Annotated in this window: 21 protein-coding genes; 12 read left to right on the top strand and 9 right to left on the bottom strand. The window is 40.7% G+C overall.

Features of this window, described 5'->3' with window-relative positions; genetic code table 11:
* The first annotated feature begins 257 nt into the window (after positions 1-257).
* The 4 genes from R2800_08730 to R2800_08715 are packed head-to-tail and all read left to right on the top strand — an operon-like array spanning position 258 to position 4,613.
* A complete protein-coding gene (locus tag R2800_08730; GenBank protein ID MEZ5017127.1) occupies positions 258-2,519 on the top strand; it encodes a S8/S53 family peptidase in 2,262 nt (753 codons plus the stop codon).
* 42 nt (positions 2,520-2,561) lie between these two features.
* On the top strand, positions 2,562-3,428 hold the full coding sequence (locus R2800_08725) for a sigma-70 family RNA polymerase sigma factor (GenBank protein ID MEZ5017126.1): 867 nt from the start codon (positions 2,562-2,564) through the stop codon (positions 3,426-3,428).
* A 53-nt stretch (positions 3,429-3,481) separates the two neighbouring features.
* A complete protein-coding gene (locus R2800_08720) occupies positions 3,482-4,093 on the top strand; it encodes an NAD(P)H-dependent oxidoreductase (protein ID MEZ5017125.1) in 612 nt (203 codons plus the stop codon).
* Between the two features lie 10 nt (positions 4,094-4,103).
* Positions 4,104-4,613 carry a cupin domain-containing protein gene (locus R2800_08715; GenBank protein MEZ5017124.1) on the top strand — a complete coding sequence of 170 codons (510 nt, stop codon included), beginning with the start codon at positions 4,104-4,106 and terminating at the stop codon, positions 4,611-4,613.
* A gap of 54 nt (positions 4,614-4,667) precedes the next feature.
* Here R2800_08715 and R2800_08710 read toward each other — a convergent pair whose 3' ends face one another.
* The 4 genes from R2800_08710 to R2800_08695 all read right to left on the bottom strand — a co-directional run bounded on the left by R2800_08710 (position 4,668) and on the right by R2800_08695 (position 7,364).
* Entirely contained in the window at positions 4,668-5,216 is a 549-nt protein-coding gene (locus tag R2800_08710; protein MEZ5017123.1) for a hypothetical protein, read from the bottom strand.
* A 424-nt stretch (positions 5,217-5,640) separates the two neighbouring features.
* Positions 5,641-6,177, bottom strand: a complete 537-nt coding sequence (locus tag R2800_08705) for a hypothetical protein (GenBank protein ID MEZ5017122.1) — start codon at positions 6,175-6,177, stop codon at positions 5,641-5,643.
* A gap of 9 nt (positions 6,178-6,186) precedes the next feature.
* Entirely contained in the window at positions 6,187-6,645 is a 459-nt protein-coding gene (locus tag R2800_08700; GenBank protein ID MEZ5017121.1) for a hypothetical protein, read from the bottom strand.
* A gap of 5 nt (positions 6,646-6,650) precedes the next feature.
* On the bottom strand, positions 6,651-7,364 hold the full coding sequence (locus R2800_08695; protein ID MEZ5017120.1) for a hypothetical protein: 714 nt from the start codon (positions 7,362-7,364) through the stop codon (positions 6,651-6,653).
* A 138-nt stretch (positions 7,365-7,502) separates the two neighbouring features.
* On the opposite strand from R2800_08695, the gene R2800_08690 reads away from it, so the two are divergent.
* The 7 genes from R2800_08690 to R2800_08660 all read left to right on the top strand — a co-directional run bounded on the left by R2800_08690 (position 7,503) and on the right by R2800_08660 (position 19,119).
* Complete coding sequence (locus R2800_08690) at positions 7,503-9,551, top strand: gliding motility-associated C-terminal domain-containing protein (GenBank protein MEZ5017119.1); 2,049 nt, start codon at positions 7,503-7,505, stop codon at positions 9,549-9,551.
* 118 nt (positions 9,552-9,669) lie between these two features.
* Positions 9,670-11,910, top strand: coding sequence for a gliding motility-associated C-terminal domain-containing protein (locus R2800_08685; GenBank protein ID MEZ5017118.1), 2,241 nt, complete (start codon positions 9,670-9,672; stop codon positions 11,908-11,910).
* A 107-nt stretch (positions 11,911-12,017) separates the two neighbouring features.
* Positions 12,018-14,252, top strand: coding sequence for a gliding motility-associated C-terminal domain-containing protein (locus R2800_08680; protein ID MEZ5017117.1), 2,235 nt, complete (start codon positions 12,018-12,020; stop codon positions 14,250-14,252).
* Positions 14,253-14,311: 59 nt separating this feature from the next.
* Positions 14,312-15,358, top strand: coding sequence for a nucleoid-associated protein (locus R2800_08675; protein ID MEZ5017116.1), 1,047 nt, complete (start codon positions 14,312-14,314; stop codon positions 15,356-15,358).
* 211 nt (positions 15,359-15,569) lie between these two features.
* The gene (locus R2800_08670) at positions 15,570-15,971 is read left to right on the top strand and encodes a MarR family winged helix-turn-helix transcriptional regulator (GenBank protein ID MEZ5017115.1); all 402 of its coding nucleotides are present in this window, start codon (positions 15,570-15,572) and stop codon (positions 15,969-15,971) included.
* A gap of 44 nt (positions 15,972-16,015) precedes the next feature.
* On the top strand, positions 16,016-17,083 hold the full coding sequence (locus tag R2800_08665; GenBank protein ID MEZ5017114.1) for an NmrA family NAD(P)-binding protein: 1,068 nt from the start codon (positions 16,016-16,018) through the stop codon (positions 17,081-17,083).
* A gap of 443 nt (positions 17,084-17,526) precedes the next feature.
* Entirely contained in the window at positions 17,527-19,119 is a 1,593-nt protein-coding gene (locus R2800_08660) for a T9SS type A sorting domain-containing protein (protein ID MEZ5017113.1), read from the top strand.
* 95 nt (positions 19,120-19,214) lie between these two features.
* On the opposite strand, the gene R2800_08655 is transcribed toward R2800_08660, so the two are convergent.
* From R2800_08655 to R2800_08645, 3 genes are all read right to left on the bottom strand, one after another.
* A complete protein-coding gene (locus R2800_08655; GenBank protein MEZ5017112.1) occupies positions 19,215-19,493 on the bottom strand; it encodes a hypothetical protein in 279 nt (92 codons plus the stop codon).
* A 6-nt stretch (positions 19,494-19,499) separates the two neighbouring features.
* Complete coding sequence (locus R2800_08650) at positions 19,500-20,015, bottom strand: hypothetical protein (GenBank protein MEZ5017111.1); 516 nt, start codon at positions 20,013-20,015, stop codon at positions 19,500-19,502.
* Between the two features lie 123 nt (positions 20,016-20,138).
* The gene (locus tag R2800_08645; protein ID MEZ5017110.1) at positions 20,139-20,516 is read right to left on the bottom strand and encodes a transcriptional repressor; all 378 of its coding nucleotides are present in this window, start codon (positions 20,514-20,516) and stop codon (positions 20,139-20,141) included.
* 75 nt (positions 20,517-20,591) lie between these two features.
* Here R2800_08645 and R2800_08640 point away from each other — a divergent pair, with 75 nt between their 5' ends.
* The gene (locus R2800_08640) at positions 20,592-21,503 is read left to right on the top strand and encodes an NAD(P)/FAD-dependent oxidoreductase (protein MEZ5017109.1); all 912 of its coding nucleotides are present in this window, start codon (positions 20,592-20,594) and stop codon (positions 21,501-21,503) included.
* An 8-nt stretch (positions 21,504-21,511) separates the two neighbouring features.
* Here the strand turns inward: R2800_08640 and R2800_08635 are convergent, their stop codons facing one another.
* Together R2800_08635 and R2800_08630 are read right to left on the bottom strand one after the other, a co-directional pair.
* A complete protein-coding gene (locus R2800_08635; protein ID MEZ5017108.1) occupies positions 21,512-21,988 on the bottom strand; it encodes a hypothetical protein in 477 nt (158 codons plus the stop codon).
* 176 nt (positions 21,989-22,164) lie between these two features.
* Complete coding sequence (locus R2800_08630; GenBank protein MEZ5017107.1) at positions 22,165-22,779, bottom strand: hypothetical protein; 615 nt, start codon at positions 22,777-22,779, stop codon at positions 22,165-22,167.
* Positions 22,780-22,850 lie beyond the last annotated feature (71 nt).

Raw genomic sequence — 22,850 nt, 5'->3', positions numbered from 1 at the left:
GGAGGTCCCTTAGAAGCTTTTTGGATGAGATCTTTTTCGAGGAAGTATTAGGTGGGTCTGTTTACTTTATTTGTTAGCTCAAAAATATATTTCACATATACATATATAGTAGTAGGTGTTATTTGTTAACGCTTTATTAGCATCCGATTAACCAGCGCTTAACAACCCAGTTGCGAATGTTGAGTGTATAAATAAAATGGATAAATGATAATTGTTCCTGCAAATTGGGCTATTTTGTACCATAAACGCAGTTCATTATGCAGTCTAGATCGCTACTATTATTGGTTGTTTTGGTATCGTTAGCAAAGCTTAGTTATGCACAAGCAGGTGCATCGTCCAAAGCCAAGCTTTCTCCTTTCACACAGTTTTACCTAAAGGATATACAGCAAAATGAGTCTGGCGAGCCCCTCAAGGAATATGTGTATAGAAAAGATGCTACTGGGCGCCTTTATCTAGGGGCAATCGTAAAAGTAAATAAAACAGTTAGAGATAGGGATTTTGAGCAGCTGGGTGTAAGAGTAGGTACACGTGCAGGTAATATATGGACAGTGTCGATACCTACGGAGCAACTGCAGGCGTTTACCCAAGTAGAAGGGGTTGATTATATAGCTGTAGATATGCCTATAGCACCCGATATGAAGAATGCAAGAGTAGCCAGCAGGGTAGACTCTGTACACGGAGGCTATGCGCCACTACAAATGGCCTACTCTGGTAAAGGAGTTGTTGTAGGTATCATAGATGCAGGTTTTGACTATGCACACCCATCGCTAAGGGATACAGCGGGTGGACAATGGCGCATTAAAAGAATATGGGAACAGAAAGGGCAGGGAACACCGCCCAATGGACAAACCTATGGCGACGAACTGACCGACTCTACCAAGATGAAGCAAAAGGGTACGGACTTGACACAGTTTTCGCACGGAGCACATGTGGCAGGCATAGCTGCAGGTAGTGGTGTGGGTAGCAATAATAAAGAGCATAGAGGGGTGGCTTATTCTAGCGATCTGGTATTGGTAGGCATTACCCCCGACTCTACGCAATGGATGAATACAGGCATGGCAGATATACTGGATGGTATCAGTTATATCTACTCTTATGCCTCATCGGTAAGCAAACCAGCAGTAGTGAACCTAAGTTGGGGCTGTAGTGTTGGTCCGCACGATGGAACTTCTTTGTTCAGTCAGGCTTGTGATAATATGACCAATCAGGGAAAAATATTTGTTTGCTCTGCAGGCAACAATGGTGATAATTACCTCCATGTCGATAAATCTTTTTCTGCCACAGATACTATAGTGAATACCGAGTTGGAGTTGAACTCAGCACTTAATAAAACATGGGTAGACGTATGGGGCGAAAAGACCAAAAACTTTTGCATGCAGGTAACCTTGTATAATGGTAGCACTGCTGGAGCTACAACGGGGTTCATCTGCTTGGACAACAAGCTACACCAAGATGTACTTGTAGGTACTGATGGCGATACCTGTTGGGTAGAAATGGTCACCGAGTCTGCAAGTTTCAATGGTAAGCCGAGAGTATTCCTGCGCTTTCATCAAAAATCAAAAAATACAATAGTAGTTAGTGCAAAAGGTAATGATGGGGATATACATATGTGGACGGGTTATGTAGATAAGACAAGAGGTATCTATGGACGTTTTTGGTCGTCGGGCACCATACCTAATACTACCGCAGGTAAGGTAACGATGACGGTGGGCGATATGGCGACTACCAAGTCGGCTATTGCGGTAGCGTCTTATGCCTCTACGGTCAACTATAAAAATGTAGACGGTGGCGTGGTAGATTATTCGTCATGGGTGCAAAACGGCAAGCGTGCTCCATACTCCAGCATAGGTCCTTCGCTAGACAATAGGGTGAAGCCTGATATATCTGCACCGGGGTTATTCATAGGGTCAGCAGTAAGTATTTTTGACGATGCATACAAGCCTTCTACATCATCGCGCAGCAGTGTGGTGGCAGAGTATAAGAACCCCATAGATAATTTAGAGTATCGATATGCCATGCTTACAGGTACGTCCATGTCTTCTCCTGTAGTGGCAGGTATTGTAGCTCAGATGCTGGAGGCCAACCCTAAGCTGGGGCCTGAAGATGTGCGTAATATTCTACAAACAACAGCGATACAAGATGCACACACAGGCTCTATCAGCATCATGAAAAAAGAATGGTGGGGCTATGGTAAGGTAAATGCTTTTGGGGCGGTGCAACAAGCCATCACTTACTTAACTATAAATAATACAACAGGTGCAGGCACTATAGATGCGCAGTTATATCCCAACCCTACGACAGGTAGGTTTCATATAGACTTCAATAGTGCTAAAGCAGAAGATGCCTATGTAACGTTATATGATATGATGGGTAAAAAACTAACCACTAGTGACCTGCATCTAAATATAGGTGCTAATCATATAGCGCTTGATGTTTCTGACCAGCCCAAAGGCCTATATTTTGTAAAGCTGGTAGCACCACAGCAAGGCAATGCCAGCTTTAAGCTAATGCTGAAGTAAATAGTTGTCACGTTTGTGGTTGCTGAGTTGTCTTATAAGGTTATGAAAGATAAACTGCTTGAAGAGTATCCAGATTGGTTGTTCCCGTATGCCTATAATATACTGGGCTCTACAGACGATGCTAAAGACGCTGTGCAAGATGTGCTGAGTAACTATATAAGCAAGGAAGCTGATACTGATATTGACAACATAAAAGGTTATCTGGTAAAAAGTGTGGTCAACCAGTCTATCAATATCAAAAAGCGTAGAAGTAGAACGGTATCTGATAATGTGCGTTTGCCAGAACCTGTTGCTACAGAAAATGCAGATACTAACCTGCATTTAAACGATATCGTCTCTTATGCCATGCTCATATTGCTCGACCAGCTTACCATAAAAGAAAGAGCAGTATTTGTATTGAAGGAAGCATTCAACTATTCTCATAAGGAAATAGCTGAAGTACTCAATAGCACAATTGACAATTCAAGAAAACTATTAAGCCGAGCCAAGCAAAAACTGAAGAGTGCAGCCCCTACAGAGCTAGTGGTGCAGGAAAAAAAGAAGAGCAAAGACTACCTTGCTGATTATATCAATGCCATAAGAAGTAGAGATACGCACAAGCTGGAGCAACTCTTTGCCGACGAAATAGTAGTAGTGGCAGACGGTGGTGATAAGGTAAGAGTAGTGCGCAATGTAACGGAAGGTGTTGCCGAATGTGCAGCGTTGTTGCTAAAGGTGTACGATATGTATCAGCAAAAGCAAACCATGAAAATAGCAGAGGTCAATCACCAACCTGCTATACTTTACTACTATAAGGATACACTTACTACTTGTCAGGTCTTTACGCTCGATAGTGAAAATCGTATTGTAAAGATCAGCTCGATAATAGATGCGGATAAGCTGAAAAATATTGCATTAACGCTAGCATAGTGTCACGTTTTTTTGTCGGTGTTTGTCATATAGCCGAATAAAAAAACAGCGTTATGCGAACACTATTAAGAATAGATACCAGCTCTAGAATAGAAGGAGCTTACTCCAGACAAGTAGCCGACTACATAGAACAGAAATGGACCTCCCGATATGAGGATGGCAGAGTTGTACAAAAAGATCTGATGCGACAACCTGTGCCTATACTGAATAACTATGCAGTGGCAGGTTTTGGGATGGCTAAGGATGATATGCCGACGGAAGTATCTGAGTCCTTATCTGTTTCGGAGCAACTGATAGATGAGCTGAAAAAAGCAGATGATGTTCTCATCAGCTACCCGCTTTATAACTTCAATATGCCAGCTGTATTGAAAGCCTACTTCGATCAAGTGATAAGACCTGAGTATACCTTTACAAGAAAAGAAGGAATGCCTCAAGGGTTGCTGAAAGATAAGCGTGTATATCTGGTATCGGTAAAAGGAGGTATTTACACAGGTATGCCTTACGAAGCTTTAGATTTTTCCATCCCCAACCTTAATACCATGCTCAACTATATGGGCATTGAGGATATACAATTATTCAATCTGGAGGGGACGGCACAAGAGGAAGGCCTGCAAGAAAGAGTAGCGGCAGTGTATCAAAAAATAGACGAAGTGTTTAACCAATAAAAAGAGTAGTATGCAACAAGATGTATTTAACGACCAACTAGAAAACAAGGCCACCATCATACCTGCTGAAGAGGGAGAGACCTTTGGTATGAATGGTATAGTGATATCCCTAAAAGTAACCAGCGAGATGTCTAATGACCAGCTGGGGGTTTACGAAATAATATTGCAGCCACACACCATAGGCGCCAAGCTGCACTACCATAGATTTATGGACGAGACCTTTATTGTTACCAAAGGAGTGCTGACCATACAGTTGAAAGATAAAGAAGTACAGGTGAAGGAAGGTGCGGTGGCGTATGCTCCGCGCTTTACGCCACATGGTTTCAGGAACGATAGCGAGGAAGAAGTAAGGGTGCTATTGATATTTAATCCCGGACAAAAAAGGGAGGGCTTCTTTAGAGGCCTCTACGAAACATTGAGTGAAAGCCCCATAGACCCTGATAAATACTTGAAGCTGTATAATAAGTACGACAGTTTTCCTGTGGATACGAATAACATGCTACCCGTGCATGACCAATAGCAAAACAAAAGGCTTGCCCATGGGCAAGCCTCAACTATGAAAAAGTGGGTGTGATTATTTTTGAGTAGCAGTATACACCACATCTACTGTGTAAGTACCTGCAGGAAATTCGAAACCAGGATCTGCTTTGTATTGTACAGCAAAAGTATTGTTGCCACCAGGAGTACCGTTGTTAATTATTTTTCTATTACTCTTTTTTAGTGTCTTGTATACATTGTTTACTGCATTAGGTACGTTGCCACCAGTATTGTTACTCACTACTTTGATGAAAAGGTTGTTTTGAACATTCATGCTTGGAGCAGGAGACTCGCTACCAGCGTAAGTGAATTTGTTAGAGTTGGTTTTTGCTTTTACGATGAACTTTTTATTAGAGCGAACCTTTAAGTAAATAGGAGCAGATTCTACACCGTTAGCATAATCGTTCACTGTATTAAAAGAAAGAGTAGTAGTAGCACCAGTGCTTGTACCATTGTTTACAAAAGAAATATCAATAGCATTACTCAAAGCAAGCTTTGCTGACTGTGTAGCCGCAGTGTTGGCGTTTTGAGCCAAAGTTGCTGTAGTTACTGTTAGTGCTGCGATGATGATGATTAATTGTTTCATTTTTTTTCTCTTTTTCTCTTTATGTAATGTTTGTTTGCGTTGTTTGTTGACACAAAGATGGGGTAAGAAAACCCTCAGGAGAAAAAAATAGAGCTGGTTAACGCCCGTTTTGCAACTGGTTAACGGGAACTTTGTTAACGGTTAACACATAGGTATACATTTACTTAACAGGCGATTAACATAATGCGCTGAAAGCAGGTGCAGGAAGGGATTCCTGTTGAAATAGTGAAATGATGTAATTAGAAGAATTTGTTCATTGAGAGGAAAGTGTTTTTTAGTTTTTTGTTTTGAAGTATGTTTTTGTGTGCTGTGTTTTTTCTTTTATTGAGTACAAAGATGTACAGACTTATTATATAAGGCAAAAAAAGTAAAGTGCTTAACTATGGTTTTACAACCCGTAAACCATAGCTTAACAAATGAAGGTTTAGTTGAGCAGCCCAGGTATTTTTTTAAGGTGCTCAACTATGTCTTCGGCGTCAGATAGCTTTTTTATGTCGTAAAGTAAGTTTACGATCTCTGGTATTCCCTTTTCTCTAAGAATAAAGATGGCGGGTCTTTTAAAAGTAACTTCAGCAGCTTCTATCTTAAAAGGATAGCGCTTGTCAATTGGTTTCAAAGAGTTGATATTGCTTTTTATTAGTATCACATTGCTGTCAAAATGGATAAATATTTTTCTGTTGAGATAATATGTTGTCGTTAGTCCAAGTAGGATCAATATGAACATGGCTGGTGTAACGTATTTCACAAATATCATTACGGTCTCCCATGTTTTAGCATCAACTCCTTTATCTGCAAATATGCTTCCTAATATAAAAATAGTTATAACGAAGAGGTTGAGTCCAATAGCTCCTACGATACTATAATAGGAATATGTTTTTAGAACACGAGGGTGAACTTTTATTACAACAGTGTTCTTGTTGTGAGCGATAGTGTAATCCCCTATTGTTTGTTCGTTATTCAATTGTTTTTATTATTTAGTAAGACTTAGTTTGGGTTTGCCCTTTTTGATCGCCGTGTTGATATGTGAGAATAGTGCATCCACTTCTTTTACTTCATAGTTGTCGATCTTTACTCTTTTCGATCTGTTATTCCTTATGATCGTAATATCCCAACTGCTACCATCCAGTATTGGTTTTATGTAGCTGTCTTCTAGTGAATAGAGTTTAGCGCAGGTGTTTATTATCTCGTTCTCTAACTCATTACTTATAGTTGTAGTATATACTTTTTTGGGTTGAAACTTATGTAGCCGTTTATTGTACACGTGTTGGTATATACGTAGTTTCCCTCCTGCGACTACAAAGTTGCAGGAATGAAAGCCAGGTGATATCACTTGGTGTATCTCAAGATGAAAAATGGTGTCTTGCTGTTGTGTGCGTGCAATGGCGGGTAAGCTTATGAAAAGCAGTAGGGTAATAAATAGGTGTTTCATAAGTTTTAATCATTCATCAACTTAATATAGCTAACCACCATGTCTTCGTCAGTAGTATAGTTTACCGTTACGTTTTTACCATTCATGGCTACATCTTCTTCTGTAATAAATGCAGGGAAGGGAACTTTTAGTCCGTTAGCTGTTTCTATATAGATGTCATCGGGTAGGTCGCCATTGCTTACCTCTTCGGCTATCCATTTCCCTGTTATAGACTTTTCTCCTTCTTGTAGCTCCAGCGCTACCTTATCTGTTTGGTGTGTATTGTCTACTGTGCCTGTCATTCTGTTTTGCTGTCTTATGTAGTAGACGATTCTCGCAGGCTTACCAATACTGCTCATCAGCTCGTTGATGGTTGCACCTTTGTAGTCTTCCGCATTTAAGTAGAACCATACGGGTTTGTCTTGGTCTCTTGGTAGTGCTTCTATAGAAAAGCTAGGGTAGGCCCCGTCGCTAATAGACTTTAAAGTGAGTACATAGTCCAGCTCGTCCTCTCCTATTTCCCAAGTGCCATCTACCAGCTGTCCGCGCTTGGGTGGTGCCAGCTGTGCTTTTAGTGTTTCATACTCTTCGTAGCTCATGCCATATTCATCTTCAGCATGGGTTACTGAGGTCATTTCCTCTGTTTGTTCAGCATCAATGTTTGTGTCTTGCTCTGCGCCGGTGTTGCCGCAGGCAGCTAGTAGCATTGTGGGGAGTATTAATAGTATCAACCTTTTCATAAGCTAAATATACTCATTTGGACTACTATGTTATAATATAAGGAAGGCTCTTGTCTTACAGCGTTATGACAATGTCATTACAACAAGGCAATTAATTTATGCAGTAAGTAGGGTATCTTGCAAGGGTAACAGTACATTATGCGAAGCACGCCCCTGGTTTTTATGTTATTGTTGGTCTGTGGTATGGTTCATGCCCAGCAGCAAAACAATGTGTGGGCTATGGGTTTTGGAGTCGGGGTGTCATTCAATAGTAGTCCACCTGTAGGCATCACTACCAGTATGCAGAGTGTAGAGGCGGCAGCTAGTGTGTCCGACAGGAAAACAGGAGCATTGTTGTTTTATACTGATGGGGTGAACCTCTACGATGCCAACCACAATATTACTCCCAATGGTAAAGGTGTAGGAGACGATACTACACGCTCTTCTGAGCAAGGCGTGGTTATTGTACCCTTTGTGAATGATACCAATAAATATTACCTCTTTACTATATCGGGTCATAGTTTTAATGGTACGCTTAGCTATACTGTAGTAGACAAAACACTGAACGGAGGTCTGGGCGATGTTGTGACAGGACAGAAGAATATTTTTTTAGCCAACGATTTTACCGAGGCCATGACTGTTGTAGAGCAGGAGAAATGCAACAGATTGTGGTTGATCGCCTTAAAAAAAGATAGCCACGATTTCTATGCTTACGAGATCACTAAAGATGGCTTGGATACCGCAGCAACTATTTCTACAGTAGGGTATGTGAACACGGCTATTAATACTGCTGCCTTAAAGATATCGCCCAATAGAAAAAAGATAGCACTTGCTGCTATAAGTGCTAGGCAGTATGATGGTGGCAATAGCTATTTAGCCGTGCACGATTTTGATATATACACCGGTAGAATAAGCAATGGTATCGTGATCGATAATCTGGAAAGAGCCAGCCTTTATGGTTGCGAGTTTTCTCCTAATAGTGAGTTGCTGTATAGTTGCAATTATATAGATGTGGAGATATTACAATTCGATATCACGCTGCCCGATGCGCCTACCATCAAAGGGTCGAGAAAGGTGATTAACGGAGTAATGTTGGCTACACTTGGTGGCTTGCAAATGGGGCCTGATAGTAATATTTACATAAGTAAGTATAAAGGGAAAGGCTTGGATAGGATAAGCAATAGCAATGCCCGCTATCCCAACTGTGTCTATACCGTAGATGCGATAACCATGCCCAGCGGAGAAACGGGGCTGACCATGCCACAACCCGTAATGTATGCTGGCGGTAGCGGAGATGTAGGACATACTACCTCGAGTAAAGATACAACCGTGTGTTTGCAAGCGCCTATGATGTTACGTTCGTCTACTAGCAATGGCGGCCATACATGGCAAGATGGTAGAGGAGGTAGTACCTATCAGGTAAGCCAGTCGGGTACCTACTGGGTGCGCACCAATAATAAATGCGTGCGCCATACGGATACTATAAACGTACAGGTAGAAACCCTATCGGTAATGGTGTCTGGTGGTGATACTACTATTTGCAAAGGAGACTCTGTATTGCTAACTACCAATACCTTGCCTGCTAGTGCAACGTACAAATGGAGTAATGGTAGTACAGCACCTAGCTTAAAAGTAGGGGCAAAAGATATCTACCAATTAATAGTAAATTATCTAGGCTGTACCGATACCTCCTATGCCAGCATAGCGCACTACCCAGATGTGAAAGTAGACTTAGGTGCCGACCAACAACTATGTAAAGGGGATGAGCTTGCCTTGCCTAAAACAGTTGTAGCAGAGCCTACTGATAAATATTTGTGGCAGGATGGAAGTGCTTCAACTACTTATACTGTAAAAGGACCGGGTACCTATCATTTGTCGGTCAGCAACCAATGTAAAACAGTAACCGATACCATAAATATCACTGAGCGCAATTGCCATTTCTTCTTTCCAAGTGTTTTTACACCCAACTACGATGGTAGAAATGACCTCGCTCGAATGGTAGGCGATATCAATACTGTAACCGACTATGAGCTACGAATCATCAACAGATGGGGCGAGGTGGTTTTCTTTACCGATGACGCTACTAAGGGATGGGATGGAAACTATAAAGGTACTCCTGCCGAAGTAGGCACTTATTACTACCTGATATCGTATAAGTATTTGAAGGAAAAGGAATTGATGAAAGGTACTTTACTCTTGCTTCGATAGGCTGGTTACAGTTTGTTTTTATTTTATTAACTATTAGCTAAAACAGGATTAAATTGTAATAAATGAATAATTCTATATGAGAATATAGTCGTAATTTAAGAGTACAATCTTAAGCTCTATGCGCCTACTGTCCATCATAGTACTTGTTCTATTTTCCCTCAATAGCAGTACTGCACAAATGCAAAATAACAACTGGTGTTTTGGTAACAATGCCGGTGTCAGTTTTAATGGTGGTACGTTAGCCCCATTTGTTTCTAATATAAGAACTAACGAAGGCGTAGCCGCAGTAAGTCATAGAACTACTGGTGCATTATTATTTTATACCAGCACAGCCGTAGCTTACAACAGAAACTTTACTGCCATGCCCAATGGTAATGGTATAGGTACTGATAATGCGGGTACTTGTGCGCAAGGTGTGCATATAGCCCCTTATGTAAATGATACGAATAAGTTCTTCGTCTTTACCATGTCGGCCTATGGAACTAATGGTAGGCTCTCTTATTCTGTAATAGACATGACCCTTGATGGTGGGCTTGGAGATGTTATTGCTGGGCAAAAGTATATTCCAATAGATAGTGGCTTCTCAGAAGGTATGGTGATCACCGAAGGGTGTAAGACCTATTGGTTGGTAGCCTTTAAAAGAAGTACAGCTGATTTCTATGCTTATCAAATTACTTCTACTGGTATTAATACAACGCCTGTTATTTCCAATACAGCTTATGCTTATCGCACGGCGGGCTTGGCTACGATGAAGGTATCGCCCGACAGAACTACGTTAGGAATTGTATCCTATCATGGTACACCTGGTACTTATGTTGGTATTCACGATTTTAATCCCGTAACGGGAACGGTAACCAATGGTAGGGTGATAGATTCGGGCAACCCTGCCGGTTTTTATAGCTGTGAGTTTTCGCCCAATAGCAAATTGCTTTACGTAGCCGCCTTTGGCGATCGCAATATTTATCAGTACGATCTGTCTCAGGCTACCACAGCTGCTATTGCTGCCTCCAAGCAAACGGTAAATAGTGGTGGAAATGTAAATGTAGGTACACTACAAATAGGGCCTGATAGTAATATATATGCAGCTACAAGAACATCTTCTTTAGCACGCATAAGCAACCCCAATGGTGTAGTGCCCAACTGTGTCTATACCGCTAATGTGGTAACTGCAATTACGGGCACAGCAGTTACGCTGGGTTTACCTCAGGCGGTAGTGCACCCTATTGGCTCGGGAGGGGTAGGCAATTTTATTACCTCAAGAGATACCTTAGTTTGCCTGAAACAACCGATAGTATTGTATGGCCGCAGCGGACAAACGAGTTATGAATGGCAAGATGGTAGTACTGGTAATACTCTTTCTGTAAGTGCAGAAGGTACTTATTGGGTGCGCTCTCCCGATACATGTGGTTTCTTTACCGATACGGTAATAGTAAAGAACAAAAGAGATACGGTAAGCACGACTATAGATACAATGATGTGTAATCGTAGTTCTATAGAGATACGCCCTAGTAAAAATGTTGCCAATGCTACCTACTTATGGAATACCGGTAGTACGGATAATAAACTCACCATCACGCAAACAGGCAATTATTTTGTGACCACTACCGAAATATGTGATGTGACCATTGATAGTTTTAATGTAGAGGCATTGGCGGTACAAGTGAATGTACTGCAAGCAGATACGACCATATGTTATGGAGATACGCTCTTGCTGTCGGCAACGGTAAACCCATCTGTAGCCAAGCTAAAATGGAATACAGAGGATACTACACTAACAACTAAAGCTTCCGCTGCAGGACGCTACAGGCTGGAAGCTAATTTTGATGGCTGCATCGGCTATGGTGATGTGTATGTAGAAAATTTCCCACGCATCAGTATAGAGCTGGGACCAAATAGAGAGATATGTGCTGATGAACCTATTCTGTTGCCAGAGATAGCTACCTCTGAACAAACAGATGTGTACCTATGGCAAGACGGTAGCACGGATAGAAAATTCAGAGTGAAGGAAGCGGGTGTATATTATGTAACCGTATCTAACCACTGCCAAACAATAAGAGACACGGTGACGGTAACGGTGCGCAACTGTCGTTTGTTCTTCCCTGATGCCTTTACACCCAATGGAGATGGTAAGAATGATATTGCACGTTTCTTAGGCGACTTGGCTTATGTTACAGAATACGAGTTGCACATCTTCAATCGTTGGGGCGAAGAGGTGTTTGCCAGTAATGATATAAAAGCAGGGTGGGATGGTACACATAAAGGCGAACCTGCAGTTGTAGATACCTATTACTACTACATTAAGTACAAGTATCATGGCAAAGACCAAATATGGAAAGATAACCTGATACTGGTGAGGTAATAAACTCTTTCATTTTATTAACTACTAGTCGAAGGTAAGTTGAAAAGAGTTGAAATGCATGGCAGTAAATGGTTTTGTAGATAACTTTATTTCGAAAAGATAAATAGATGCGCTTAATATTACTGTTCACAATACTGCTTTTTAGCACTGTTGCTACTGCGCAAAAGCAAAATAATAATTGGTGCTTTGGGCGAAATGCAGGAGTATCTTTTAATACTTCACCACCTTCAAGTTTTGTCTCTAATATTATTACTAATGAAGGCGTGGCAGCTATTAGTGATAGAACTACTGGCACATTGATTTTTTATGCAAGCACTGCTAATGTGTATAATAAGAACTTTGCTATAATGCCTAATGGTACAGGTGTGGGTGTTGATAATGCTGGTACTTGTGCTCAAGGGGTACACATTGCACCATTTGTGAATGATACAAATAAATATTATGTCTTTACGCTAGGTGCAATGGGTACTAATGGTAGGCTGTCTTACTCTGTTGTAGATATGACACTTGATGGTGGGTTGGGAGATGTAGTAGCTGGGCAAAAATATATTCCCATAGATAGTGGTTTTGCGGAGGCAATGGTAATAACCGAAGGGTGTGGCAGTTATTGGTTGATTACTTATAAAAGAGGTTCTGCTGACCATTATGCATATAAGATTACCAGTGCTGGCATTAATACTGTTCCTGTTATTTCTACTACTACCTATACTGAAAGGACATTGGGTATTGTGACGATGAAGGTTTCTCCAGATAGAAAAAAGTTGGGTATCGCATCTTGGAACGGGACTCCTAGTAGCTTTTTAGCGCTTCATGATTTTAGTCCTCAAACAGGTCAGCTGACCAATGGGCAGATAATAGATACACGTGCTGGATCAGAGTTTTATGGTTGCGAGTTTTCGCCTAATAGTTTACGGTTATATGTGTCAGGGTATTCTTCACGTACTATTTATCAATATGATCTTACACAAAGTTCGCCCAGTGCTATAAAAGCGTCTAAAAAAGCCGTAGTGCCTTCAACAGGAACGCTTGGTGCATTACAATTGGCTCCCGATAGTAATATTTATGCAGCTATTGTAGGTAGCGCAGGTCTCGGAAGGATATCTAATGCTAATACTTTGGCACCGGGATGTGTTTATACTGCTGCCGCTATTCCTATTAGTGCTACTACTACTACCAATTTGGGCTTGCCACAAGCAGTTGTGCATTCAATCTCAGGCGATGATGTTTTGATAACCAGCAGGGATACAAGTATTTGTTTAGAGCAGCCAATAGTATTATATGGTAGGGCAGGACGAAGTGCTTATGAATGGCAAGATGGTAGCACGCAAGATTCATTTATAGTAAATACTGAAGGTAAATATTGGGTGCGCTCTCCCGATGTGTGTGACTTTGTATCTGATACAATAAACGTAATATCAAAAAGAGATACCACAAGAAGTAGTAGCGATACATTCCTATGCAATGCTACTAGCGCAATAACGCTTAGTGCCAGCGTCATTAAAAACAATGCAACCTATTTGTGGAACACAGGTAGTACTAGCGAGAAAATTACTATCAATTCAGCAGGGAAATATTGGGTTGCTACTACAGAACTCTGCGATGTGATAATAGATAGCATTGAGGTAGATATATTGGACATAAAAGTAAATGTAGCTCTTGCAGATACGACTATTTGTAGGGGAGATACGATACTTATATCAGGTAGCGCAACACCAACTTTTGCATTTTTAGAATGGAGTAATGGAAGCACTCAGCCTGTGATAAAAGCCTATGCTGAGGGTAAATATATACTTACAGCAAGCCATGCGGGTTGTACGACCTCAGACGAGGTGTATGTGTCTTACTATCCCAATATAAGTATAGAGCTGGGTGAAAGTAGGGAGATCTGTGATGACCAAGTAATTATATTGCCAGAAATGGTAACCTCGAGTGAGTATGATATTTACTTATGGCAAGATGGTAGTACCAACAGAAAGTATAGTGTTACAAAAGCAGGTACTTATTATGTACAGGTATCTAACCGATGCCAAACAGTAACAGATACGATAACCATTACTACTAGAAATTGTAAACTGTTTTTTCCAACAGCCTTTACACCCAATAGAGATGGTAGAAATGACATAGCACGATTTATTGGTGATATTACTAATGTAAAGGAATATACGCTACGCATCTACAATCGCTGGGGAGAACAGGTGTATACCACTATTGATATAAGCCAAGGGTGGGATGGAACATATAAGGGTATACCTGCAGAACTTGGTACTTACTATTACGTCATTAAATATTTTCACTTAGGGGAAGACCGCCTTCTGAAAGGTGACTTGTTGCTGATACGGTAAAAATTGCTGCTAAGTAATACTGGTTTTTATACATTTATGCTCTTAAAAAAACATAGGCGTTGAGAGCAGATTTTTCCAATACCCAAATACAAGCTTTGGCTACTCATTTTGTAGGCAATAAACATACTGATAATACTTTCTTCTATTCTGAAGAGCTGGTGCGTGTGCAAGATGAGGAACTACAGGAGCAGCTGAAGCAATACTTCACTGCACCTTTTGCAGAGAAGGAAGAGTATTTTGAATTCTACCATGAGAGTGATGAGGCACTGAATACGGTAAAGCACTATGCAGAGAAAATTTTTGCCGATCAGGAACAGCTGCTGGAACATTCTATAAGTATTGCCAAACATCTTTTTGAAATATCGGACGCGCCCAATATAAAAAGCGGTGAGCTGCATGTGGCTTATCTAGACAAGGTATATCTTAATGACGAGGTGATGCCTGCCATAGGGCTATATAAAACGGAAGAGCGTGACGCCTTCTTTCAGCTGAGCAAACAGCACACGGGCTACGAGATAGAATTACAAAAAGGTATTAGTGCTGATAAGCTGGACAAAGGTTGCATCATCTTCAACACCAGAAAGGGCATGCAATTATGCATAGTAGACAAGACCAACAAACGTAGTGATGCCGTATACTGGCGCGATAAGTTTTTGAAGATAACGGCAATGGCAGATGAGTACCACCATACAAGGGAGTATTTAGCAGCTACTAAAGATTTTATCGTTAAAGGCATACCGCAGGAGTATGAAGTGAGCAAGGCAGAGCAGGCAGATTATCTGAACCGTTCGCTGGAGTTTTTTAGAAATAATAAACAATTTGACGAACAGGAATTTGCCAACGAAGTATTTCAGGACAAAGAATTGATCAGCTCCTTCAACGGCTATAAACACCAGTACGAAGAGAATCATGATGTATCGCTAAATGGAGGTTTTGATATATCCGACTCGGCAGTGAAACGCACGGCACGTGTTTTTAAAAGTGTGATAAAGCTGGATAAGAACTTCCACGTATATGTGCATGGCGACCGCGACCTGATAGAAAAAGGCTACGACGAAGCAGTAGGCAAGCACTATTATAAGATCTATTTTGACAAGGAGCAGTAAACTATATCTATCTCTAAGTAACCCGCTTAACCCTTTCAAGTATATACTGGTATCCATACTGGTACATACCATGGTTTTGTTTGGCTCATTGTCTAATGATTATATTGTTCTTTATCCTTTAGCGCCTCTTTGGAAAAGAATAGAAGAGTTAAAAAATATATAAAAGAACACAATTGTTGTATATGCAACATTTTGTACTTATGTTTGCAACATGAAGTATTCTTTAGACGAATGTTTGGGATTTAGGTTGCGCAGACTATCACGTATAGCTGATGGCTATGTAAGGGATTGCTTAACGGAATATGACATAACAGAAAATCAACTAACAATACTTTTTACACTAAAGACTTTGGGTAAGGTAGAGCAAGGGCAAATTGGCTTGACACTTGGTCTTGAGCGTTCAACAATTAGTCGGAACGTAAAACTCTTGGAAGCGAGAGGGTTAATTGTGCGTACTCATGACTATAGACCCGAAATTGAGTTAACAATAAAAGGAGAAAAAATGGTTGAAGAAATAAGACCTCTTTGGGAAGGGGTGATGGATACATTGATAGACAAAATAGGAGATTCAGGGCTTAAACAGATCGCAAATCTGGAGAAAAAACTTAAATAATTTTTTTGTTATAGATGTTGTATATACAACTTAAAAGGTAAAGTATGAAAATATTAATTACAGCTGCGAATGGACACACTGGTTTTCCAGCAGCAAAAGAGTTGCTAAACTTAGGTTTTGAGGTGAGGGCTATGGTAAGAAATGCTCAGAGTGATACTGCACGTGAGTTGAAAAAAATGGGTGCCGAACTTTTTGTAGGTGATATGGAAGATGTTAGAGACTACAGGAAAGCTCTGAATGGTGTAACCAGAGCCTATTTTTGCCCTCCGTTTGCTAAGAATTCATTAATGAAGGCAATAGCTTTTATCGTAGCTGCAGAAGAGGCTGCAATAGAACACGTAGTGTATATGTCGCAATGGCTATTAATGGAAGATCACCATGCAATAAACACAAAGGAGCAATGGTTGGGCGATCAAGTAGTAAAAATGCACCAAAAAGTTAAATACACTTTTGTTAATCCTGGCCTTTTTTCTTTTGCATATTTCTTTACAGTTGAGATGGTTGCACAACTAGGTATTATGCCTACATATGCAAAAGGAGAAGCCTTGAATGCGCCACCTTCAGAAGAAGACCAAGGGAGGGTTATAGCGCATATATTAAAAGACCCGGCACAGCATCATCAAAAAACATACAGACCAACTGGTCCTAAGATCATATCTCAGCAAGATGTGGCAGATACTTTTGCTAAAATATTGAATAGAAAAGTGAAGTTGATGCCAGTGAGTGAGGATATGTTCTTAAAGTCCTTAAAAGCCGGTAAGTACAAAATATACGACTACGCTAATATTAGATACTACATGAAAGACTTTGAAGACAATATGTTTGCAATAGGTGGGACAACCAATGTAGTAAAGGCTTTAACGGGTAGAGACCCTGAAGATTTTGAAACAATAGCCAGAAGGTTTTTGGCAGATATGCCTGAAGCGAAGCAATCGTTCTCGAATAAAATGAAGGCTATAAAGAACTTTATGAAAATTGCATTTACTCGCAAGCCAGACATGGAGGCCTATGAACAACAACTGCATTTTCCACGTTTTATGCATGGCATGAAGCAAGCCAAAGAAAGTAAAGAATGGCTTGATCTACGAAAAAACTTCTCTTACGATGTTTAGGTAATGATAGGTTAGGTATTTGTAAAGAAACATAAAAGCCTAAAATACCTGCCACGTAGTTTATATCGACGAAGTTGCTAAGGCAACACATGGGGTGAAACGAGAGTCGCTTTTATAAGCGGCTCTTTATTGCATACTAAAAAGAACTAAGTAGAGTGGTTTAGAATTTTTATCGTCTCAATAAAATAACTTTAGCGCCTCTTTGGGAAAAAGTAGAAGAGCATGTGCGTTCTAAATATTGATTAGTAGATATGCCAGCGAAACGGGTAGAAACACCCTGAAACAGGGCGTTTAAAGAAAGGTGCATCTATATTTGACGATAGAAGTCAGCTATCCGTTAGTCTTTTGTGTGATGAAAATGTTTTAATGTAGAATTACTTCTATGTCTTGCTGCTTTTCATTTCAAAGCTTATATATTTAAAGTTCATAAAAACATCATCATCATGAAAAAAACAATTTTGTTAGGCATAGCTATGCTATGCACTCAACTTTCTTTTGGGCAGTACATACCTGCCTCAGCTCCGGAAAACTTCTACCATTCTATTGTTCCTTCTTCCTGCTCTTACAATGATGTAGGCACCGATACGCGCGATGCGTCGGGCTCTAGTATTTTTGGTTATGGTAGCGCTAATTATCTGAACTATCTGAACGTAACGGTTAACAGCTGTAGAGATGTTACTTTATTAGCCCCAACGTTCAACTGGCAAAGTAGTGCAGGTACATCAGGCACACTGGCCCTGCCCAATGATGCCGAAGATCCTGATGTGGTTTTGGTGTCGCCAATGACCTCTAATGCTGTATGGGCAATAGTGGTGTATTATTCTGCATCGCTAGGTGGTTATGGTATGAGCTATAGTCAATTCATGCCAGGCCCTTGGAACTTCCCTGGCATGTCTGTTCCTACACTTATCTATCCCTATACGCCGTCACCAGGCTATGAGCCGCACATCAATATCGACTCTGATAACATGGGACACTATGCTGTAGTGATGCAGGATATAGGTTCTATATTGAGTATGACACAAACTGTTACAGGTGTGCCTCCTGCTCCTGCAAATCCATTGTGGTTTAGCGGACTGATAGAGCCTGATGTGGCCTATAATGGCAACTCTAGCCACGAGGTAACAGTAATAGGTCTTACAAACTCAAGGAACTACTATAGAACAATGACCAGAGACTATGCAGGTACAGTATGGTATAGTGTTTACAATTCTGCTTTCTTGCCTGAGCTTTACCAGCCAAGAATAGCAACACCATCTAGTGGTCTTACAAATGATTATGCCATTACTGTAGGTAGAAAATACCCTGTAGGTGTTAATGTTCATTTCGATATTCTTTTTCAGGTAAATGAAGGCGCATTGAATGTAGCTAACGACGGCTCTATGGCAGGCTACCCTGCGGGTATCAATGTGAACAACAACAATATATTCCCTTGCCTTACTTATGCCTACACTGGTGTGGGTACTAATGAGCAGATTTCTATGGGATGGTATACAGATGCTATCGCGGGTGCTCCTAATCAGGCCAATACATTTATAGGTCTTGACGTAAGTCCTGTGCCTCCTTATACTTGCAGCACGCCGGGCAGCTACATGGATATTACCAATATGTGGCAGCAAAACAATGAGTCGGTAATGGCTATATCAGGTAGGTATTCTAATTGGTCCAAGTCGGCAGCCTTTACTTATTCTAATGCTGCAACACCATCTTATGCCAGTAGGTTGATATGGAAAATACAGAACACAGGAACTACTAACTGGAAACCTACAGGTGTGCAAAATGTAGTGAGTGCTCCAAACGCAATAGATGTGGTGCCAAACCCTGCCAGCGATAAGGTCAACATCAATATTGCTGACATTAAGAATGCTTACGATTATGAAATCTACAATCAGTTGGGACAATTGATGCAGAAAGGCATGCTACAGCAGCAAAGCAATAGCATTGATATAAGTAACTGGGCAAGTGGCGTGTATATCATGAAGATGAGTAACACGGCAACTCATGATATGACTACTGTACAGTTCGTAAAACAATAATCGTTTTTTATTAACAGCGTTGCACAGGCAACGTATAGGGCAAAAACGAAGAGCCGCCTTTTATGGGCGGCTCTTTATTGTATACTAAATAGGTATTAATAGACGTAACAGTCGCCCGAGTTTTGTTGTTTGTTGGCTATCTCATTGAGCAGTACTTTTTCTATATCGTCACAAGATCTTTCCGCTTTCTTCTTGGTGCTTTTGGGTAAGGAGATAATACTGTCTCTTACCACTTTGACTATGGCATAGCCTCCATGTGGTAAAATAATGCTGTCAATATACTTAGTGCCGCAACGACAGTTATAGTCTTTCTTGCAGGCAAAGAGTAGGGCAGTAAATGCGAGTAGTACTAATAGGATGCTATGTTTTTTCATAATAGGTTACATGTTTAGTTTTAGATAGAAGTTGCCCTCTATTTGTTGCCCTTTTTCGGTAGTGAACTGTAGGTTACCCTTCATTTTACCATTGGCGATGCTTTGTATATTCACAAACCCACTTGTGCTATAGAAGGGGAAGTAAGGACCTGGTCCAGAAGGGCCCCACCATGCGTCGTAATAGGCATGGTTATAGTTGACACCTGTAGTTGTAGTGGGCTTTATTAAGTATATGTCTGGAGTAAGGTTAAACTCTTCAAGGTATATGTAAAATGTTCGATAAGTGGCTACACTTTTATTAGTATATTCATTACCGTTGATGATAAGCTGATACTTGCCTGCAATTGTAGGGTGTTGATAGGCTTCTGCCCCAATATGCATTCTAACAAAACTGTCTTGGTCTATTGTTCCATTGAAGCTAGATTGGAAACGCACATTACTTGTAGGTTGCTCTATTTTCTTGCAGGCAAAGAGTAGGGCAGTGCATACTAATAGTAAAGATAGAGTTCCGTATTTTTTCATAACGTTATAGATGTGATATAAAGATACAGAAACTTAAAAACAGCGCAGCCATTTATAGCATTGAGTTATAAGACCATTGAGTAAATGCGATAGTATTTTAGAGTAGCACATGTTTTTTTGTTTTTAGCAGCAGGCATTGCAATAGCCTGAAATAAAACCATTGAAATTTTCAGCACGATAACCTTTGGGAAGGCTTACGCTTATTTGTGTAGATAAGCACTCTACTGTATCGCAACTAAGGCATCTGAAATGAAAATGATCATGTTTGTGCTGATGAGTGGTACACTTCCTGCTACATAGTGCAAAGTATTGTTTACCATCGTCGCCCACTATGCGGTGGGTTATCCCTTCGTCGCAAAACCTATTCAATACCCTGTATATAGTAGCACGGTCTACACTATCGCCCAGTGCTTCTTGCACCACATCGTGACTAATAGCTCTTTTTGCAGCTTGCAACACTTCAAGTATCGCCTGTTTCGACTTTGTATTTCTCGTACTCATAAACATTTATTATTGCGACTGTGTTGCAATAATACAAAAAGATATACCTTTGCCAAAACGATCTAAAATAAAACCATGATGGAAAGAAATACGATGTATGATGTAATAATAGTAGGAGGGAGTTATGCAGGCCTGTCTGCAGCCATGAGTTTGGGGCGCTCGCTAAAGAAGGTGTTGGTAATAGATAGTGGCTTGCCATGCAATAGGCAAACACCTTACTCGCACAATATGATAACACATGATGGTACCCCACCTGCAGCAATAGCCGCAGCAGCCAAAAAGCAAGTACAGGCATACGATACCGTAAAGTTTTATGAAGGGTTAGCAATAGCAGGTAAGCAAATAAAAGATGGTTTTGAAATAAAGACGGAAGCTGGAGATGTGTTTACTGCCACTAAGTTGATTTTTGCTACAGGGGTAAAAGACATCTTTCCCGATATAGATGGTTTTTCAGCATGCTGGGGTATTTCTATTCTGCACTGCCCCTATTGCCATGGCTATGAGGTGAGGATGGAAGAGACTGGTATTTTGGCTAATGGAGATGCTGCTTTTAATATAGCAAGGATGATCAGTAACTGGACGGATAAGCTAACTGTTTTTACCAACGGCAAGCAGGAATTGTTGCAAGAGCAAGTGGAAGAACTAGAAGCGCACAACATAAAGGTTGTAGAAAAAGAGGTAGCAGCTTTGCAGCATAAGGAGGGTTACCTTACAAGTATACAGTTTGCAGATGGTAGTACTCAAAATATAAAAGCCATATACGCGCGACCTGTAAATGTGCAACATTGTACTATACCAGAGCAGTTGGGTTGCGAGCTTGGAGAAGATGGCCTTTTACTGGTAGACCCTATGCAGCAAACCACAATAGAGGGGGTATATGCCTGCGGAGACAATGCCAATTGGGCAAGGTCGGTAGCTATAGCTATAGCAGCGGGAGTAACAGCTGGTACTGCATTGAATAGAGAAATGATCTTGGAAGCTTTTTAAGATCGGCGCTACATTTTTACATTGAGGTTGAAGACGCCTTGTATTTGTCTGCCTTGCTCGGTGGTAAAGTAGAGGTTGCCTTTCAATTTGTTATTAGAAATGCTGTGTATATTGACATAGCCACCTGCTACAAAATCAGCATATTGGTTGCCTATAGACCATGCTCCATAATAAGCGTAATTATATTTTACATCGGTAGTAGTAGTGTGCTTTATGGTGTAGGTGCCCGTCTGCAAAGTGGCTTCTTCTATATGTATGTAAAAGTATTGGTGAGGGTAGGGGGTGTAGCAGTTGATATTGATATAATACTTGCCAGGCTGTTCCGCTTTAGGGAGTATGGTAGCGTCTAGTTTTTCGAGGTTGAAACTGTCTTTATTGATCACGCCCCTAAAGGCTTCCTGCTCGGGATAGTTGTTGATGCTTGGTTGGGTTTTCTTACAACCATATATGATCAGGCAGAAGCAAAGTATAGATAGTAGGCGCATAGTACTGGGATTTCATGTGAAAATATAAAAAACGATATAATCGAATTGTCATTTTGCCTGCAGGGTGGTGTGCTTGAGACTATAACGCTAAACTATAGCTATTATTGTTGGCGCATTGTACCACGTACGGGAATCGATCCCGCAGTTTAAAATCACCTTCTTAGAAAATAATGCCTTTAGTTTTTTTGGCTAAAGCTCACTATATGGTCTATATATTTTGAGGGGTCTTCTATACCGCTAATGATGGTTTGGCATATTGTTTTGCCTTGTCTGTCTGATAAGTGCTGGTCTATAATGAAAGAAGCAGTCATGCCTAAGAGCAGCTGTGCAAATTTTCTTTTGCCATGGCAAGTGTAGGTAGCCAAGTCTGTTAGTTCTTCATAGATCTCCAGTTCTTTTACCCCTTCTTGTTTCAGGTAGTTTTTAGCGATGTCTATACGTTGTGCTAGCTTTGCTGCTTCGATGCCATTGATATGGTCGGCACGCTCGGGCTTGTCGTAGCAGAGGTACGGGTATAGTGCCGATACTATCGGGGCTAGTGCTACCAAGAAGGCATAGCTGTTAAACAATGCTATATTCTTAGTGGTGTTATTATTCTTCTGAAAGTCGAACAAAGCTCTGTGTAACGACATGGCAAAGTCCCATTGCTCTAGGTAGGTGGTATAGTTGTCTAGTAGGTCTTCAATGATCGGTGCATAGTGTTGGCTGTTGTGTTGCTCCTGTACGTCAATATGTTTAGTAATGCATTCTTGCACTACAATGGTATATCCGTTGGTAGAGATTGCTGTCATGTGACTAAAAAATGTTGTGTAGTTTACCTATTCTGAATTAGAATTAATTCGTTCTTAAATTAATCATTTTT

Source organism: Flavipsychrobacter sp. (assembly GCA_041392855.1).
Lineage (GTDB): Bacteria > Bacteroidota > Bacteroidia > Chitinophagales > Chitinophagaceae > UBA5543.
This window is presented reverse-complemented; position numbering and strand designations above follow the sequence as displayed.

Coding starts and splice junctions, on each gene's coding strand:
- R2800_08730 (MEZ5017127.1), top strand. CDS start 258: ATGCAGTCTAGATCGCTACTATTATTGGTTGTTTTGGTATCGTTAGCA.
- R2800_08725 (MEZ5017126.1), top strand. CDS start 2,562: ATGAAAGATAAACTGCTTGAAGAGTATCCAGATTGGTTGTTCCCGTAT.
- R2800_08720 (MEZ5017125.1), top strand. CDS start 3,482: ATGCGAACACTATTAAGAATAGATACCAGCTCTAGAATAGAAGGAGCT.
- R2800_08715 (MEZ5017124.1), top strand. CDS start 4,104: ATGCAACAAGATGTATTTAACGACCAACTAGAAAACAAGGCCACCATC.
- R2800_08710 (MEZ5017123.1), bottom strand. CDS start 5,216: ATGAAACAATTAATCATCATCATCGCAGCACTAACAGTAACTACAGCA.
- R2800_08700 (MEZ5017121.1), bottom strand. CDS start 6,645: ATGAAACACCTATTTATTACCCTACTGCTTTTCATAAGCTTACCCGCC.
- R2800_08695 (MEZ5017120.1), bottom strand. CDS start 7,364: ATGAAAAGGTTGATACTATTAATACTCCCCACAATGCTACTAGCTGCC.
- R2800_08690 (MEZ5017119.1), top strand. CDS start 7,503: ATGCGAAGCACGCCCCTGGTTTTTATGTTATTGTTGGTCTGTGGTATG.
- R2800_08685 (MEZ5017118.1), top strand. CDS start 9,670: ATGCGCCTACTGTCCATCATAGTACTTGTTCTATTTTCCCTCAATAGC.
- R2800_08680 (MEZ5017117.1), top strand. CDS start 12,018: ATGCGCTTAATATTACTGTTCACAATACTGCTTTTTAGCACTGTTGCT.
- R2800_08670 (MEZ5017115.1), top strand. CDS start 15,570: ATGAAGTATTCTTTAGACGAATGTTTGGGATTTAGGTTGCGCAGACTA.
- R2800_08665 (MEZ5017114.1), top strand. CDS start 16,016: ATGAAAATATTAATTACAGCTGCGAATGGACACACTGGTTTTCCAGCA.
- R2800_08660 (MEZ5017113.1), top strand. CDS start 17,527: ATGAAAAAAACAATTTTGTTAGGCATAGCTATGCTATGCACTCAACTT.
- R2800_08655 (MEZ5017112.1), bottom strand. CDS start 19,493: ATGAAAAAACATAGCATCCTATTAGTACTACTCGCATTTACTGCCCTA.
- R2800_08650 (MEZ5017111.1), bottom strand. CDS start 20,015: ATGAAAAAATACGGAACTCTATCTTTACTATTAGTATGCACTGCCCTA.
- R2800_08645 (MEZ5017110.1), bottom strand. CDS start 20,516: ATGAGTACGAGAAATACAAAGTCGAAACAGGCGATACTTGAAGTGTTG.
- R2800_08640 (MEZ5017109.1), top strand. CDS start 20,592: ATGATGGAAAGAAATACGATGTATGATGTAATAATAGTAGGAGGGAGT.
- R2800_08635 (MEZ5017108.1), bottom strand. CDS start 21,988: ATGCGCCTACTATCTATACTTTGCTTCTGCCTGATCATATATGGTTGT.
- R2800_08630 (MEZ5017107.1), bottom strand. CDS start 22,779: ATGACAGCAATCTCTACCAACGGATATACCATTGTAGTGCAAGAATGC.